At 72.9% G+C, this 13,571-nt stretch carries 15 protein-coding genes; 10 read left to right on the top strand and 5 right to left on the bottom strand.

The window, feature by feature from the left end; all coding sequences use genetic code 11:
• Positions 1 to 46 precede the first annotated feature (46 nt).
• Positions 47 to 1,456 (bottom strand): MFS transporter, encoded by a 1,410-nt coding sequence (locus tag BIU95_RS14810; protein ID WP_017888522.1) that lies wholly within the window; start codon positions 1,454 to 1,456, stop codon positions 47 to 49.
• Positions 1,457 to 1,706: 250 nt separating this feature from the next.
• Between BIU95_RS14810 and BIU95_RS14805 the strand changes: the two genes are divergently transcribed.
• Positions 1,707 to 2,954, top strand: a complete 1,248-nt coding sequence (locus BIU95_RS14805) for a hypothetical protein (RefSeq protein WP_017888521.1) — start codon at positions 1,707 to 1,709, stop codon at positions 2,952 to 2,954.
• 223 nt (positions 2,955 to 3,177) lie between these two features.
• Here BIU95_RS14805 and BIU95_RS14800 read toward each other — a convergent pair whose 3' ends face one another.
• The 3 genes from BIU95_RS14800 to BIU95_RS14790 form a co-directional block, all read right to left on the bottom strand.
• The gene (locus BIU95_RS14800; RefSeq protein WP_017888520.1) at positions 3,178 to 3,669 is read right to left on the bottom strand and encodes a pyridoxamine 5'-phosphate oxidase family protein; all 492 of its coding nucleotides are present in this window, start codon (positions 3,667 to 3,669) and stop codon (positions 3,178 to 3,180) included.
• 369 nt (positions 3,670 to 4,038) lie between these two features.
• Positions 4,039 to 4,701, bottom strand: a complete 663-nt coding sequence (locus tag BIU95_RS14795) for a hypothetical protein (protein WP_017888519.1) — start codon at positions 4,699 to 4,701, stop codon at positions 4,039 to 4,041.
• 200 nt (positions 4,702 to 4,901) lie between these two features.
• Positions 4,902 to 6,011 (bottom strand): LLM class flavin-dependent oxidoreductase, encoded by a 1,110-nt coding sequence (locus BIU95_RS14790; RefSeq protein ID WP_017888518.1) that lies wholly within the window; start codon positions 6,009 to 6,011, stop codon positions 4,902 to 4,904.
• Between the two features lie 166 nt (positions 6,012 to 6,177).
• On the opposite strand from BIU95_RS14790, the gene BIU95_RS14785 reads away from it, so the two are divergent.
• Positions 6,178 to 7,116, top strand: coding sequence for an SDR family oxidoreductase (locus BIU95_RS14785; RefSeq protein ID WP_042538121.1), 939 nt, complete (start codon positions 6,178 to 6,180; stop codon positions 7,114 to 7,116).
• 163 nt (positions 7,117 to 7,279) lie between these two features.
• Here BIU95_RS14785 and BIU95_RS14780 read toward each other — a convergent pair whose 3' ends face one another.
• Positions 7,280 to 8,071 carry an NRDE family protein gene (locus BIU95_RS14780; RefSeq protein WP_071252014.1) on the bottom strand — a complete coding sequence of 264 codons (792 nt, stop codon included), beginning with the start codon at positions 8,069 to 8,071 and terminating at the stop codon, positions 7,280 to 7,282.
• A gap of 64 nt (positions 8,072 to 8,135) precedes the next feature.
• On the opposite strand from BIU95_RS14780, the gene BIU95_RS14775 reads away from it, so the two are divergent.
• The 8 genes from BIU95_RS14775 to BIU95_RS14750 all read left to right on the top strand — a co-directional run bounded on the left by BIU95_RS14775 (position 8,136) and on the right by BIU95_RS14750 (position 13,523).
• A complete protein-coding gene (locus tag BIU95_RS14775) occupies positions 8,136 to 9,404 on the top strand; it encodes a phosphopantothenate--cysteine ligase family flavoprotein (RefSeq protein ID WP_071252048.1) in 1,269 nt (422 codons plus the stop codon).
• A 94-nt stretch (positions 9,405 to 9,498) separates the two neighbouring features.
• Positions 9,499 to 9,897 carry a hypothetical protein gene (locus BIU95_RS14770; RefSeq protein ID WP_017888514.1) on the top strand — a complete coding sequence of 133 codons (399 nt, stop codon included), beginning with the start codon at positions 9,499 to 9,501 and terminating at the stop codon, positions 9,895 to 9,897.
• Positions 9,894 to 10,685: a YqjF family protein gene (locus BIU95_RS14765; RefSeq protein ID WP_071252013.1), complete on the top strand. Its 792-nt coding sequence runs from the start codon at positions 9,894 to 9,896 to the stop codon at positions 10,683 to 10,685. The genes BIU95_RS14770 and BIU95_RS14765 overlap by 4 nt, the downstream gene beginning before the upstream one ends.
• Positions 10,682 to 10,786 carry a DUF1810 family protein gene (locus BIU95_RS18965; RefSeq protein ID WP_017888512.1) on the top strand — a complete coding sequence of 35 codons (105 nt, stop codon included), beginning with the start codon at positions 10,682 to 10,684 and terminating at the stop codon, positions 10,784 to 10,786. The genes BIU95_RS14765 and BIU95_RS18965 overlap by 4 nt, the downstream gene beginning before the upstream one ends.
• Positions 10,787 to 10,800: 14 nt before the next feature.
• The gene (locus BIU95_RS19190) at positions 10,801 to 10,935 is read left to right on the top strand and encodes a hypothetical protein (protein ID WP_200860534.1); all 135 of its coding nucleotides are present in this window, start codon (positions 10,801 to 10,803) and stop codon (positions 10,933 to 10,935) included.
• 133 nt (positions 10,936 to 11,068) lie between these two features.
• Positions 11,069 to 11,719 carry a GntR family transcriptional regulator gene (locus BIU95_RS14760; RefSeq protein ID WP_017888510.1) on the top strand — a complete coding sequence of 217 codons (651 nt, stop codon included), beginning with the start codon at positions 11,069 to 11,071 and terminating at the stop codon, positions 11,717 to 11,719.
• A 176-nt stretch (positions 11,720 to 11,895) separates the two neighbouring features.
• Entirely contained in the window at positions 11,896 to 12,351 is a 456-nt protein-coding gene (locus tag BIU95_RS14755) for a MarR family winged helix-turn-helix transcriptional regulator (protein ID WP_017888509.1), read from the top strand.
• A gap of 299 nt (positions 12,352 to 12,650) precedes the next feature.
• Positions 12,651 to 13,523, top strand: coding sequence for a hypothetical protein (locus BIU95_RS14750; protein WP_139179821.1), 873 nt, complete (start codon positions 12,651 to 12,653; stop codon positions 13,521 to 13,523).
• The last annotated feature ends 48 nt before the right edge of the window (positions 13,524 to 13,571 follow it).

Genomic DNA, 13,571 nt, shown 5'->3' with positions numbered 1-13,571 from the left:
CCGGGTTTCGTCCGTGTGACCGTGACGGAAACGGACAGCGGCGGGATCAGGCGCGGACACGGCGGACCGGACGGACGGTGTCGCCCGCTGAGCGACTCATCAGGATGCCCTCGACGCAGGCGACCACGAGCAGGGCGGCGATGACCCAGAAGGCCACCGTGTACGGTCCGTCGCCCCCGAGCCCCGAGGCCGCGCGGATGACCACCGCGGCGACGGCGACCCCGAAGCCCGCGGCGGTCTGCTGCAGGGTCGACGACAGCGTGTTCGCCGGGGTCATGTCTGCTTGCTCGACGTCGGCGAAGGCGATGGTGTTGTAGGCCGTGAAGCCGACGGAGCGAGCAGCACCGCTGACGACGAGCAGCACGGCGAGCAGCCAGAACGGGGTGTCCTCGGTCATGAACGCCATCGCGACCACGGTCAGCGCGGCGATGGCCGACGACACGATGATCACCGGGCGGTAGCCCCACCAGCGCAGGAACGGGGTCGTCATCGGCTTGATGCCGAGGTTGCCGACGAACACCCAGAGCACCGCTGACCCGGCGAGCACGGCGCTCCAGCCCCAGGCGTCCTGGAACAGCAGCGGGAGCACGAACGGCACCGCGGACACCGCCAGACGGAACAGGCTGCCGCCGGCGTGCGACACCCGGAACGTCTCGAGCCGGAACGCGTCGAGCCCCATGATCGGGTGCGGCGCCCGACGGAAGTGCCGGATCGCGAACCAGCAGCAGACGGCTCCGACGACACCGGACACGACGACGGCCAGGACCGGGATGACGTCGAGTGCGAGCAGGGACGCCATCACGACGAGCGAGCCGAGCCCGACGCAGGCGAGCAGCGACCCGAACCAGTCGAACGGCACCCGCTGCGCCGCACGCTCCTGCGGGACGAGCACCAGGGCGGCGACGAACGCGATGACGCCGAGCGGGATGTTGATGAGGAAGATCCAGTGCCACGACAGCGTCTCGACGAGCACGCCGCCGATGAACGGCGCGATGATCGGGGCGGCGAGGGCCGGCCAGGTCAGGATGGCGATGGCGGTGACGAGTTGTTCGCGCCCGGCGCTCCGGAGCACGACGAGCCGGCCGACGGGCACCATGAGCGCTCCGCCGAGGCCCTGCAGGATGCGCCACAGCGTCAGCTCCACCAGCCCGGTCGACAGCGCGCACAGTGCGGACGCGATCGTGAACAGCGCGATGGCCCCGGCGAAGACGGTCCGCGAACCGATCCGGTCGGTGAGCCAGCCGGACACCGGGATGAACACCGCGAGGGTGACGAGGTAGGCGGTGATCGCGACACCGACCGCGGCGGAGTCGACTCCGAGGTCACGCCCCATCGCCGGCGCGGCGGTCGCCAGGATGGTGCCGTCCAGCAGCTCCATGAAGTAGGCCCCGGCCACCAGCACGGCGACCGCAGTGCTGCCCGTCCGTCGTCTGGGTGTCGTCGCCGTCGTCGTCATCGCCCATCGAGACTATGCCCGCGGACGTCCCTGTCGTCACGACGTCGCCCGTCCCCACGCGGAACCAGGCGTCTGGACGGCGCGTGGAACGAGCCACCCACCGCACTCGGCACCGGCCGTCCACCGGGCGCGAGGTGGGATGCACGACGCAGGTCGGACCTCCAGGCGCGGTTCGGGGCGATCCTCACGCTCGGGCCGACTACCCTGGCCGGGTGCCGACCCGACCACCCGAACGCCGAGGAACTCGCGCGTGAGCCGCACCGACAGTGCCGGCGTGCTCGCCGGACGGTGGTCCGCCGGCCGACGGCGTGCCCTCGACACCGTGACGTCGCTGCCGGCGTGGGCGGCGGTCCTGCTCGTCTGGACCGGCGGCCGGGTGCTGTCCACACTGTGGCTCGCGCTCGCGTACCCGCTCATCGGTCGTGCCCTGCCGGACAACGCGATCTGGGGCAACGAACACGGGTTCGGCGCGTTCCTGGTCGCCTGGGACGGGCAGTACTACGAGCAGATCTCGCTGCACGGCTACCCGGATGCCCTGCCCCTCGACGCTGCCGGCAACGTCGCCCAGAACGCCTGGGCCTTCCTGCCGGCGTTCCCCTTCACCATCCGGGCGCTGACGGCCTCGACCGGGGTGCCCTTCGACCTCGGCGCACCGCTGGTCGCGATCGTCGCCGGCCTGCTCGCCACCTTCTTGCTGCACCGGCTGGTGCGGGACCGGGCGGGGCACGCAGCGGCGATGTGGGCGGTCTTCTTCTTCAGCTGCGGTCCGTTGTCGTTCCTGCTGCAGGTCGGGTACGCGGAGAGCATGTTCCTCGTGTTGTCGTTCGGGGCGCTGCTCGCGCTGGAACGTCGGCGGTACGCCCTCCTGACCGCACTCGGGGTCGCCGCGGCGTTCACCCGCCCGGGCGCCCTGGCGATCCCGCTCGTGCTCGGCGTCGTCGCGCTCGTCCGGTGGGTCCGGGCGCGGCGGGAGACCGGCCGCGTGTTCGAGGGCTTCCCGCTCCGCGAGCAGGTCGGGGTCGTCGCCGCCGGCCTGACCATGGTCGCCGCCGGACTCGCCTGGCCGGTGATCGCCTCGCACGTCACCGGGACGCCGAACGCGTACCTGGAGACGGAGATGTCCTGGTGGGTGAACTTCATCGGCCGGGTGGACTTCGTGCCGCTGACGCCGTGGTTCCTCATCGCGGGCCGCTGGCTCGGCGTGGGCGGGATCCTGATCGTGGTGTTCCTGCTCGTCGCGTACCCGCTCTGGCTGCTAAGGAAGTCGACGCGCCGGCTCGGACCCACGACGGTGCTGTACTCGGCCGGGTACGCGCTGTACGTCTTCGCGGTGTCGTTGCCGATGGCCTCGACCCCGCGGCTGCTCATGCCGCTCGCGCCGCTGTTCGGGTCGCCCGAGCTGGTCGCGAAGCCCTGGATGCGGTGGACGCTCGTGTCTGCGGCGTTGGCGGGGCAGCCGGTGCTGGTCGCGGTGCTCTGGTTGCTCGGCCCGCCGTGAGCAGCTGACGCGCAGACCGGGCTGGTCTCCGCGCGACGCCGGCGTCTCGTCGCGGCAGGACGCCGTCGTCTCGTCACGACGCCGTCAGGTGCGCAGGACGCCCCCGAATCCGGCGGCGTCATGCGCGCGAGGCGGCGCCACAGCACTACGACGGCGTCAGCGCACCAAGCCGGCGCCACAGCACCGCCCCGCACCGGGCCGGCCCCACCACGCCGTCAGAGCCTCAGAGCTCGAGCGTCCCGTGGTCGCCCGTGTCCGGCTGGCTCTGCTTGCCGAGTGCCGCCTTGAACATCTGCACCAGGCTGCCGACCGGCCCGGTGTCCTGGGTCCAGTACTCGACCGAGACCCCCTCGACCGTCAGGAGCCGGATCGTCGGGTCCTGACGCCCCTCCGGGAACCACGCTTCGGCGAACGGCGACCACAGCTCGTCGACGACGGAGTCGTCCTGGGTCACGGTCGCGGTCCCGGCGATGGACAGGTACCCGCCCTGCGACTCGATCGAGACGTTGACGTGCGGGTTCCGCGCGATGTCCTCGACCTTCTCGCTGCCGTCCTGCACCAGGAACCGCAGGGTCCCGTGGAACGTCTTGTCCTGCACCGCGAGGGGCCTGGCGTGCAGGTTCCCGTCCTCGCTCACCGTGGTGAGCAGTGCCGTGTGGGCGCCGTGGACGATGTCCGAGATCGCGGCGCGCTGCTCCGTCTGTGTGTCGGTCATGGTGCTCCTTTGCGTCATGCGCCCCGATCCGCCCGACGTGCGACCGTCGGTTCACGGGGCCGTACCGTTCCGACCAGTGTGCCCCTCCGGCGCTGGACGCGTCAGCCCCGCGCGTCGAGGTGGTCCGGTCGAGGTCGGCCTGGAGGCCCGGCGCACCTCCGCCTCGCCGCCCCCGCCCCGGCAGATCCCGGCCGTCGGGCCGCACATGCGTGTGCAGGATGCGACACCACACGCGTCGATCGACAGGTGGAACGTCGTTGCATGCACACGCACCGGATGCGTGTGCATCAAGCGATCGGACACGAGTCGTTCGACACGTGCATCGTCGGAACATGCACACGCACGGAACCGACTCCCGGCCGGCCGGGCTCAGACGGGTTCGCGGATGGTGGTCTCGACGTCGACGACCTGCGGGATCTTCGGCATCGAGGCGAAGCCGAACGCCACGGGCGGGTCGAGCGGCGCAAGGTCCCCCAGGGACTCCCCCGCCCAGGTGCCGCGCACACCGGTGACGTCGTGCGCCCCGGTCACGCCGTAGTACTCGCGGCGGCCGTTGCCCGCCGAGCCCGCGGTGCCGGAGCCCGGCGCGAGCAGGCGCGCCACGGGGTCGATCGCAGCGAGCCAGCGCGGGTCTCGGGCGATCGGCTTCGGCACGATGCGCAGGATCCGGCCGAGCGGCGAGATCCCGCCGACGTCGATCGAGGCCTCCAGCGCACCGGCGCTCAGTTCGAGGCCGCGGGCGGTGCGGCGGGCGTGGACGTCCACGACCGAGACCGTGTCGAAGCGGTAGGTGCCGGAGACGTACGCGGCGACGATCTCGTCCGGGGCGAGCAGCACGCTGGTGCCGTCGGGGAGCTCGAGGAACACGTCCGTGAACGGCCCGAACGGTGAGCGGTCCCACATGCCGACGACGATGCGGACGCCCGAGGTCGTGCCGACGCCCATGATCCGCCCGCGGAACCGGCGCTCGACGACGGAGTCGGAGGCGTGACCAGGAACGGGACCGGAGGCGTGGTCGGGGTGTGACGACATGTCCTGGACCGTACCCGCGGCCCCCGTGAGCCGATCTCGGTGGCCGCCCCGGACCTCCCGGCCGTTGCCCGCGCGCCGCGCTGCCCGCCGGAACCCGAACGCACGACACCGGTGCTCACGCTCCGAACACCCGCGAAGGGTGGTGCGGAGTGCGAACACCGGTGTTTTGCGGACCCGGACCGGGACCGGGACGGCGTCCGTCAGGCGACGGGGACGGGCTGCGCCAGCAGCTCGCGGACGCGGGGCGCGACCTCGGAGCCGTAGAGCTCGATCGACCGCATCATGTCGGCGTGCGGCAGGCGACCCGTCGCGTACCGCATGTCGAAGCGCGAGGCGCCGAGGATCCGCATGTTGCGTGCGACCTTGCGGGCGACGGTCTCCGGCGAGCCGACGTAGAGCGACCCGCCGGCCGACAGGCTCGCCCGGTACCCGGCGACGTCGAGGGGCGGCCAGCCGCGCTCCCGGCCGAGCTGGTCGGTGACGGCCTTGTGGTACGGCCAGTACCGCTCGGCGGCCTCTTCGTCGGTGGCCGCCACGAAGCCCGGCGAGTGCATCGCGATGGGCTGCTGCGGCAGGTCGAGCTGCGCGAGGGCCTGGCGGTACAGGCGCGAGAAGGGGGCGAACTGTGCCGGCTGCCCGCCGATGATGGCGAGGAAGAGCGGCATCCCGTAGGACGCGGCACGGATGACCGACTGCGGGGACCCGCCGACACCGATCCAGGTCGGGATGGCGCCGTGCTCGAGCTTCGGGAAGACGTCCTGGTCGACCAGGCCCGCGCGCTTGGTGCCGGACCAGGTGACGGCGTCGCCGCCGCGCAGGGCCGCCCAGAGCTGGAGCTTCTCCTCGAACAGGACCTCGTAGTCGCTCAGCTCGTAGCCGAACAGGGGGAACGACTCGGTGAAGGAGCCGCGGCCCAGGATGACCTCGGCGCGGCCGTTCGACAGCGCGTCCACGGTGGCGAAGCGCTCGTAGACACGGACGGGGTCGTCGGAGGACAGCACCGTGACCGCCGAGCCGATGCGGATGCGCTCGGTGCGGGCGGCGATGGCGGCGAGGACGACCTCGGGGGCACTCACGACGAAGTCGGCGCGGTGGTGCTCCCCGACGCCGATGAAGTCGACGCCGACCTGGTCGGCGAGGACGGCCTGGTCGACGACGTCGCGGATGCTCTGCGCGTCGGACTGCAGGCTGCCGTCGGCGCGTTCGGTGACGTCGCCGAAGGTGTCGAGGCCGAGCTGCAGGGGCCCGACCCGATCGGGTGCGGGCGGCGGGACGTCCGACGGACGGTCGGTGCCGAATGCGTTGCTCATGGTGTCCTCCTGATCGCATTTCCATGCGTTTGCATCAATGTAGCACGATGCGCCCCAGCGCGCACGGGGTGGGCGACCGGTCCGGCACGGCCCAGGCCGGGGTCGGCGACCGGTCCTGCACAGGCCCGGCCGGGGTCGGCCAGCCCGGACGAGTACGGTCACCCGCATGCCGAACCTCCCCGACCAGACCGGACGCCGCATCGTCGTCACCGGATCCAACAGCGGCACCGGACGAGAGGCCGCCCTGCGCCTCGCCGGAGCCGGCGCCAGCGTCGTGCTCGCCGTCCGCAGCACCGAGAAGGGCGAGTCCGCCGCCTCCGGCATCCGCGCCGCCCACCCCGGCGCCGACGTGGAGGTCCGCGAACTCGACCTCGCCGACCTGGCCAGCGTCCGCCGCTTCGCGAGCGGCATCGTGGACGAGGAACGTCCGATCGACGTCCTGGTCAACAACGCCGGCGTGATGGCCCCGCCGGAGCGCTTCGAGACCGTCGACGGTTTCGAGCTGCAGTTCGGCACGAACTTCCTCGGCCCGTTCGCCCTGACGAACCTGCTGCTGCCGTCGCTGCTCCGCGCCGGGGCAGCCCGGACCGGTGCACCCCTGGCCGAGGCACCCCGTGTCGTGACCATGTCGAGCCTCGCCGCGATCCCCGGCCGGATCCGCTTCGCCGACCTGCAGTGGGAGCGCGGCTACAACGGCTGGCGTGCCTACGCGCAGTCGAAGCTCGCCGACCTGCTCCTCGCGCTGCACCTGCACCGCCTGACGGTCGAGGCCGACGTGCCCCTGGTCAGCACCGCCGCCCACCCCGGCTACACCCGGACGAACCTGCAGGCCGCCGGGCGCTCGCTCGGTCGGTCGAAGCCGGTGCGGTCGAGCAACCGCGCGCTGCCCTTCACCCAGGCCGTCGAGCAGGGCACCGAACCGCTGCTCTACGCGGCGGTCGGCCCGAACGCCGTTGGTGGCGCGTACTACGGCCCCTCCGGTCCGTTGGGCATGACCGGTCCGACCACCACCGTGTCGATCCCGGGCTCTGCGCGGAGCGCCGACCTCGCCCGCTCGCTCTGGGCGGTCGCCGAGGACCTCACCGGGACGCGCCCGCCGCTCTAGCCGAGACGCCGTCGTCTCCCCAGGACGCCTCCAGCTCCACGAGACGCCGCCGAATCCGGAGGCGTCTCGTGGACCTGGCGGCGCCTGCCAGGCACACCGGCGTCTCGCAACGGGCGCGGGGCGCAGCCGGGAGGCCCGGGTCGGGTCCGGCACGTCGAGCGCGTCAGGCGCGGTGCAGCTCCACCGACCCGTCCAGCCGACCGGGTTCGGTCAGCCGGGCGTGCTGCAGGACGGTGCGGCCCGGAGCTATCGCTGCCGCGACGATCGACAGCGTCGTCATGTGCCCCTCGGTCTCGTGCACGTCGCGGAGGATCGCGTCGGGGTGGTCGCTCGGCAGCGCTGCGGACTCCGCAAGCACGCCGAACCAACCACCCCACCCGTCCCCGGCGTCGGCACCGGCGTCCACGGTGCGGAGTTCGTCGAATGGGCCGAGCACCGGCGGGCCGGTCGGCGCGTCGACCGAGCGGAAGGCCTCGAGCCACCGACCGATGCGCGGTGCCGCGGGGTCGTCCGCCGCACCGTGGGTGACCATGTGGACGCCGGGACCGAGCTCGGTGGTGCGGACCTGATCGCCGTCCCAGGTCAGCACCGAGGCGCCCTCGGCCGTGGCGCGCACCAGGTTGAAGGCCCGGGTGGTCGGCAGCGTGCCGTCGTGTCCGGGCAGCAGGTCGTCGGCGACGGCGTCCACCGGCACCACCCCGCGGGTCGTCCACGTCCCGTCGGCGCTCGCGACGGGTTCGGCGCGGTTGAGCACCACGGCCAGTCCGGCACGGTCGGACGCAGCGAGCCAGGCTCCACCGGCGGAACGGTCACGGACACCGCGGACCTCGGGGTCGCGGTCCGGCCACCACGCGGCGGGCGGGTCCCACGGGCGTTCGGGCGACTCGTCCCGCAGGGCCAGGACGGTGACGGGCCACGCGGACCCGGGGTCGACGCGGACGACGACGGTGCACATGCCGTCGATCCTCGCACGTGGCCCCGGTAGCGTGAGCCAGGTGAACGCAGCAGCAGAGCGCGCCCTGACCGTCATCGTGGGGATCACCGGGGGCATCGCCGCCTACAAGGCCGTGGGGGTCGTCCGCGACCTGGTCAAGCGTGGCCACGACGTGCACGTCGTCCCGACCGAGGGCGCGCTGCGCTTCGTCGGTCTGCCCACGCTCGAGGCCCTCAGCCGCAACCCCGTCACCACGAGCGTGTGGGACGACGTCGCCGAGGTGCGCCACGTCGCGCTCGGTCGCCGGGCGGACCTGGTCGTCATCGCCCCCGCCACCGCGGACTCGCTGGCCCGGATGGCGCACGGCCTGGCGAGCGACCTGCTCGGTACGACGCTGCTCGCGACCGAGGCACCCGTCGTCGTCGCCCCCGCGATGCACCCGCAGATGTGGGAGCACCCCGCGACCCGTGCGAACGTCGCCACGCTGCGTGACCGCGGCGTCCACCTGGTCGGACCGGTCGTCGGCGCGCTCACCGGCGACGACGCGGGCATCGGACGGATGGCGGAGCCCGAGGACATCGTCGTCGCGGCACTCGCGGTGCTCGACGAGCACCCCGCCCCGGCCGGCCGCCGCGGTGGGGGGACCAGCACGGGCACGGGAACCGGGGCCCGCGGTGAACAGGGGGACCTGGCCGGTGTCCGCGTCGTCGTCAGCGCCGGCGGCACCCGCGAGCCCTTCGACCCGGTGCGGTTCGTCGGCAACCGCTCCAGCGGCCGCCAGGGCATCGCGATCGCCGCCGACGCCGTCCGTCGTGGCGCGTCCGTGACCCTCGTCGCCGCGAACGTGGACGGCTCGCTGACCGCCGGACTGGACGCGACGGTGGTGCCCGTCGGGTCCGCGCTCGAACTCGCCGACGCCGTGCACGCGGCCGCCGCCGAGGCCGACGTCGTCGTGATGACCGCAGCGGTCGCCGACTACCGACCGGCCGAGGTGCACTCCGAGAAGCTCAAGAAGGACGCGCAGGGCGAGCGCATGACGCTCGAGCTGGTGCGGAACCCGGACGTGCTCGTCGACCTCGTCGCAGCACGGCGGACCGGGCAGGTCATCGTCGGGTTCGCCGCCGAGACCGAACCCGACCGCGATGCCCGGGTCGAACTCGGGCGCGCCAAGATCGGCCGGAAGCCCGCGGACCTGCTCGTCGTGAACCACGTCGGCTGGTCGGCCGGCTTCGAGCGCGAGGAGAACGCGATCGAGGTCCTGGTCCCCGGTGGCCAGGTCGTCCGCGAGACCTCCGGCACGAAGGCCGAGGTGGCGACGGCGGTCCTCGACCTCGTCGCGACCGCACTGACGTGAACACGCACTGACGTGAACGCGCACTGCCGTGCGTCCGCACTGAACTGAGCCGCGCCTCCGGCTGCTTCCGAGGACGAGCGGGCACGATGGGCACATGCGACGACGTGAGCGGATCCGACGTGCCAACCGCACTGCCACCATCCTGGCAGTGGCCCTCGGCGGGGCGGGTGCCATGCACTTCCTGCGCCCCACCCACTTCGACCGGATCGTGCCGGAGGCCCTGCCGCCGCGGCTGACCACGCTGGCCTCCGGCGTGGCCGAGCTCGGGATCGCCGCGGGGCTCGCGTTCCCCGCGACCCGCCGCGCTTCGGGCTGGGCTGCGGCGGCACTGTTCGCGGCGGTGTTCCCGGCGAACCTGAAGATGGCGAACGACCTGCTCGAGCACCCCACCTCGAGCCGGGCGATGCGGCTGGTCGGGGTCCTGCGGCTCCCCCTGCAGCTGCCGCTGGTCCTCTGGAGCATCCGGGTCGGTCGGCACGCGCCGAAGCCGTGACCCAGCCGTCGTGGACCCGCGCGGCGGTGCCGTTGCTGCACCGCCCGGTCACCCAGCACGCGTGGGAGGACATCGTCTTCGCGCACTGGCGGCACGACCCGGCGTCGCTGCGGCGGCTCGTGCCGCGCGGCACCCGCCCGGACGTCGTCGACGGCAGCGCCTGGGTGGGACTGTCGGCGTACGTGTTCCGTGAGACCCGGGTCCCGCCGTTCCCGTCCGCCGGGCGGCTCGGCACCATGACCGAGGTCACGATCGAGGTCCTGACGGTCGACGACCAGGGACGGCGCGGGGTGACCTACCGCACGGTCGACACCGCGAACGTGCCCGCCATCGTGGCGGCGCACGCGCTGCTCGGCGTGCCGTACACGTTCGCGCACGCACGCTCCCGGCGCCGTGGTGACGCGATCGCGCACCGCTCCGTCCGGCACCCGACCCGCGCGCTGCACCCGGTGCGGTGGGCGCGGTCGCTCCGGCAGGAACGCCCGACGGGTGCGGCCAAGCCGAAGCACGCAGCGTCGGTGCGGGTGACCGCGGGCGAGGTCGTCGACACCCCGCTGGCCGCGGAGCTCACGACCCGGGCCGGCATCCACGCGCGGTACCTGGCGCAGACGCTGTTCTGGCAGCGGCAGCACCCGGTGCTCACCACCCGTGCGGCCACGCTCGACCGGCTCGAGGGCGACCTGCCCGACGCAGTCGGGATGCCCGGGCTGTTCGACCGGGCGCCGGACTCCCTGCTCGTGGTCGACGGCACGACGGTCCGGTACGGCTGGGGCGGGGTCGTCCGGTGACCGACGACCCGTTCGACCTCGACCGCTTCGTCCGCGCCCAGCAGGGGGTGCACGACGTCGCACTCGACGAACTCCGCCGCGGCCGCAAGTCGTCGAGGTGAAGCTCCGGTCGTCGATGACGCTCTTCGCCAGGATCGCCGCCGACCCGGGCCCGTTCGTCGCCGTGCTGGAGCGCTGGTACGACGCTGCCGAGGACCCGGCCACGATCCGCCTGCTCGTCGATCGGGGACCCGCCCGAACCGGCACCTGACACCCCGGTACTGACACGCGCTGAACCGATCGCAACGCCGTTGTCATATCAGGTACGGTGATGCGAGCACGTGCGATGTCGACCGTGCCCGTTCGCCCGGCGCCCCGACGCCGCCACCCCCGAAGGAGAACGCATGCCGGTCCCCCGCAGCGCCCCGACCGAGCACCAGCTGCTCCGTGACACCGTCCGACACAAGATCCACGACGCGATCATGGACGGCACCCTGCTCCCCGGGGAACGACTGAACGACGACGAGCTCATCTCGTGGCTCGGCGTCTCCCGCACGCCCATCCGTGAGGCCCTGAGCCAGCTGTCCCGCGCCGGCCTGATCGAGATGGCCCCGAACCGGTACACCCGCGTCACCACGCCGGACCCCGCCGAGGTCATCGAGGCGATGCAGACCCTCGGCGTGCTGTTCGGCGGCGTGGTCCGGCTCGCGGTCCCGCGCCTCGGCACGGCGAGCCGGAAGAAGATCCTGGCCCAGCTCGACAAGACGATCACCGAGCTCGAGGCGCACGAGGTCGCCGCCGTCAACCACGACGCCCTCGACGTCTTCGCCCTGTACGTCGCCGAGTGCGGCAACGAGAACCTGCAGCGCGTCTGCCGCGACACGATGGACGGCTTGGCGTTCCGGTTGCGGCTGCCGAACCTCGACGAACTGGTCGACTGGGACCGGATGACCGAGGACTTCCGACGCCTGCGCGCGGCCACCGAGTCGGGCGACAACGTCGCGGCCGAGCTCGCGACCGAGGCGATCCACCAGCTGCCGGGCGAGAAGCGCTGAGTCCACCTGTACCCGCGTTCAGGAACCGCCCGTCTCGCCGACGCGAGGCGGGCGCTCGGCGCTCCACGGGCCTCCCGGCCGGAGCGCCGGCCACGCGCCCGGCGCTCCCAGTCCCGGGGCCGCACGGACCGATAGCATCGCTGGCGACCACCTGAACCAGGCACCCGGAGCAGCACATGAACCCCCGCCCGACGGACCGTACCGAGGTCGCCGCACGCCTGGCCGCAGCGGTCGGTCGGATCAACCGACGGGCCCGCACCGACTCGGCCTCGCTCGGGTACGGCATCGTCTCCGCGCTCGCGTCGATCCAGCGGCACGGACCCCTGCGCCCCGGCGACCTGTCGCGGATCGAGGTGGTCACGAAGCCCACGATGACCCGCATCCTGACCGAACTCGAGCAGCGCGGGTTCATCCAGCGCGAAGCCGACCCGCGCGACGGTCGGGCGTTCATGGTCACGGCGACGCCGGAGGGCATCGAGGCGGTCGAGCAGGCCCGCGCGAACCGCACCGGGATCGTGGCCGAGCTCATCGCCGAGCTCGACGAACCGGACGTCGAGGCGATCGCCGGAGCCCTGGCCGCACTCGAGCGTGTAGCCCAGGGCGAGCACGCCCAGGAACCTCACACCTTCTAGCCCCGCGCAGGACCGTTACCGAACCGTTACCAAGCGGTGGACGGACCGTTCTGCCAGCGTTCCTGGACGCGCTGCCCAGTCGGACCGGTCACAGTGACCGCTCCGCCTGACCGCGGCCACCCCACGGCCGCGTTCCCGGCGGACGGACGGGCCCCACACCACCGTCCGGTCCTCACCGGCTCGAGGACTCCTCCGTCGTCGCCGACGGTGTCACCGACACCGCCAGCATCCGGCACGCCCGCACGACCCGTTGTGCGAGCAGGAGTCCGTCCCCACCGAGCCGCCGACCTGCGGAACCGATGCGACACACCCCTGAGCTCCCCACCCCCACCGCCTCGACCCGACGTGAGGCGCTGAACACCCCCAGCCGCCGGATGCGCCGTGCCCTGCGACACCGGGCGACGATGATCGCCGGCGGCGCCGCGGTCCTCGCCGTCGCCGGTGGCGCGTTGACCGTCGGCACGCAGCCCGCGATCGGCGAAGCCCTCGGCATGCCGACCGGCACCCCGAGTGCCTCGGCGACCGCCCAGCCCGCGCTGCACGGCACCGCACTCGACCGCGCCCAGGCCGCCGCCACGATCACCACGGCGAAGACCGTCATGCAGACCGCGAACGCCAAGGTCGACACCTCGTCGCTCGAGCAGCGGGTCGACGCCCTGAGCGACTACCCGGAACTGTCCGGTGCGGCGCTGACGAACCGGATCTCGACGACCGTCGCGTCCGCCACGCACGTCGCCGAGGCGAGTGCGACGCAGGACAAACGGGACGTCGACGCGAAGGCAGCCGCCGCCGCCAAGGCCGCCGCCGACCGGCAGGCCGCCGCCGAGGCAGCCGAGGCCGCCCGGAAGCTCGCCGCCGGCAACACCGTCGCGGGAGCCAAGGCCACGGCGACCTCGCTCGCGTCGTCCGAGTACGGCTGGGGCGCCGACCAGTTCCAGTGCCTGGACAACCTGTGGACCAAGGAGTCCGGCTGGAACTACCAGGCCGTCAACGCCAACGGCGGTGCCACCGGCATCCCGCAGGCGCTCCCCGGATCGAAGATGGCCACGGTCGGATCGGACTGGCGCACCAACGCCACCACCCAGATCACGTGGGGTCTGCGGTACATCAGCTCGGCGTACGGCACCCCGTGCGCGGCGTGGGCGCACTCGCAGGCGAGCAACTTCTACTGATCGGCGCGGGTCGCGACGGCGACCGGCAGACGAACGGGAGGCCCGTGG

This window comes from Curtobacterium sp. MCBA15_007, assembly GCF_001864905.1.
Taxonomy (GTDB): domain Bacteria; phylum Actinomycetota; class Actinomycetes; order Actinomycetales; family Microbacteriaceae; genus Curtobacterium; species Curtobacterium poinsettiae.
This window is presented reverse-complemented; position numbering and strand designations above follow the sequence as displayed.

Excerpts from the sequence above, each read along its gene's own strand:
- BIU95_RS14810 (WP_017888522.1), bottom strand. The coding sequence starts at position 1,456 with ATGACGACGACGGCGACGACACCCAGACGACGGACGGGCAGCACTGCG.
- BIU95_RS14800 (WP_017888520.1), bottom strand. The coding sequence starts at position 3,669 with ATGACCGACACACAGACGGAGCAGCGCGCCGCGATCTCGGACATCGTC.
- BIU95_RS14795 (WP_017888519.1), bottom strand. The coding sequence starts at position 4,701 with ATGTCGTCACACCCCGACCACGCCTCCGGTCCCGTTCCTGGTCACGCC.
- BIU95_RS14790 (WP_017888518.1), bottom strand. The coding sequence starts at position 6,011 with ATGAGCAACGCATTCGGCACCGACCGTCCGTCGGACGTCCCGCCGCCC.
- BIU95_RS14785 (WP_042538121.1), top strand. The coding sequence starts at position 6,178 with ATGCCGAACCTCCCCGACCAGACCGGACGCCGCATCGTCGTCACCGGA.
- BIU95_RS14780 (WP_071252014.1), bottom strand. The coding sequence starts at position 8,071 with ATGTGCACCGTCGTCGTCCGCGTCGACCCCGGGTCCGCGTGGCCCGTC.
- BIU95_RS14770 (WP_017888514.1), top strand. The coding sequence starts at position 9,499 with ATGCGACGACGTGAGCGGATCCGACGTGCCAACCGCACTGCCACCATC.
- BIU95_RS19190 (WP_200860534.1), top strand. The coding sequence starts at position 10,801 with ATGACGCTCTTCGCCAGGATCGCCGCCGACCCGGGCCCGTTCGTCGCC.
- BIU95_RS14760 (WP_017888510.1), top strand. The coding sequence starts at position 11,069 with ATGCCGGTCCCCCGCAGCGCCCCGACCGAGCACCAGCTGCTCCGTGAC.
- BIU95_RS14755 (WP_017888509.1), top strand. The coding sequence starts at position 11,896 with ATGAACCCCCGCCCGACGGACCGTACCGAGGTCGCCGCACGCCTGGCC.
- BIU95_RS14750 (WP_139179821.1), top strand. The coding sequence starts at position 12,651 with ATGCGACACACCCCTGAGCTCCCCACCCCCACCGCCTCGACCCGACGT.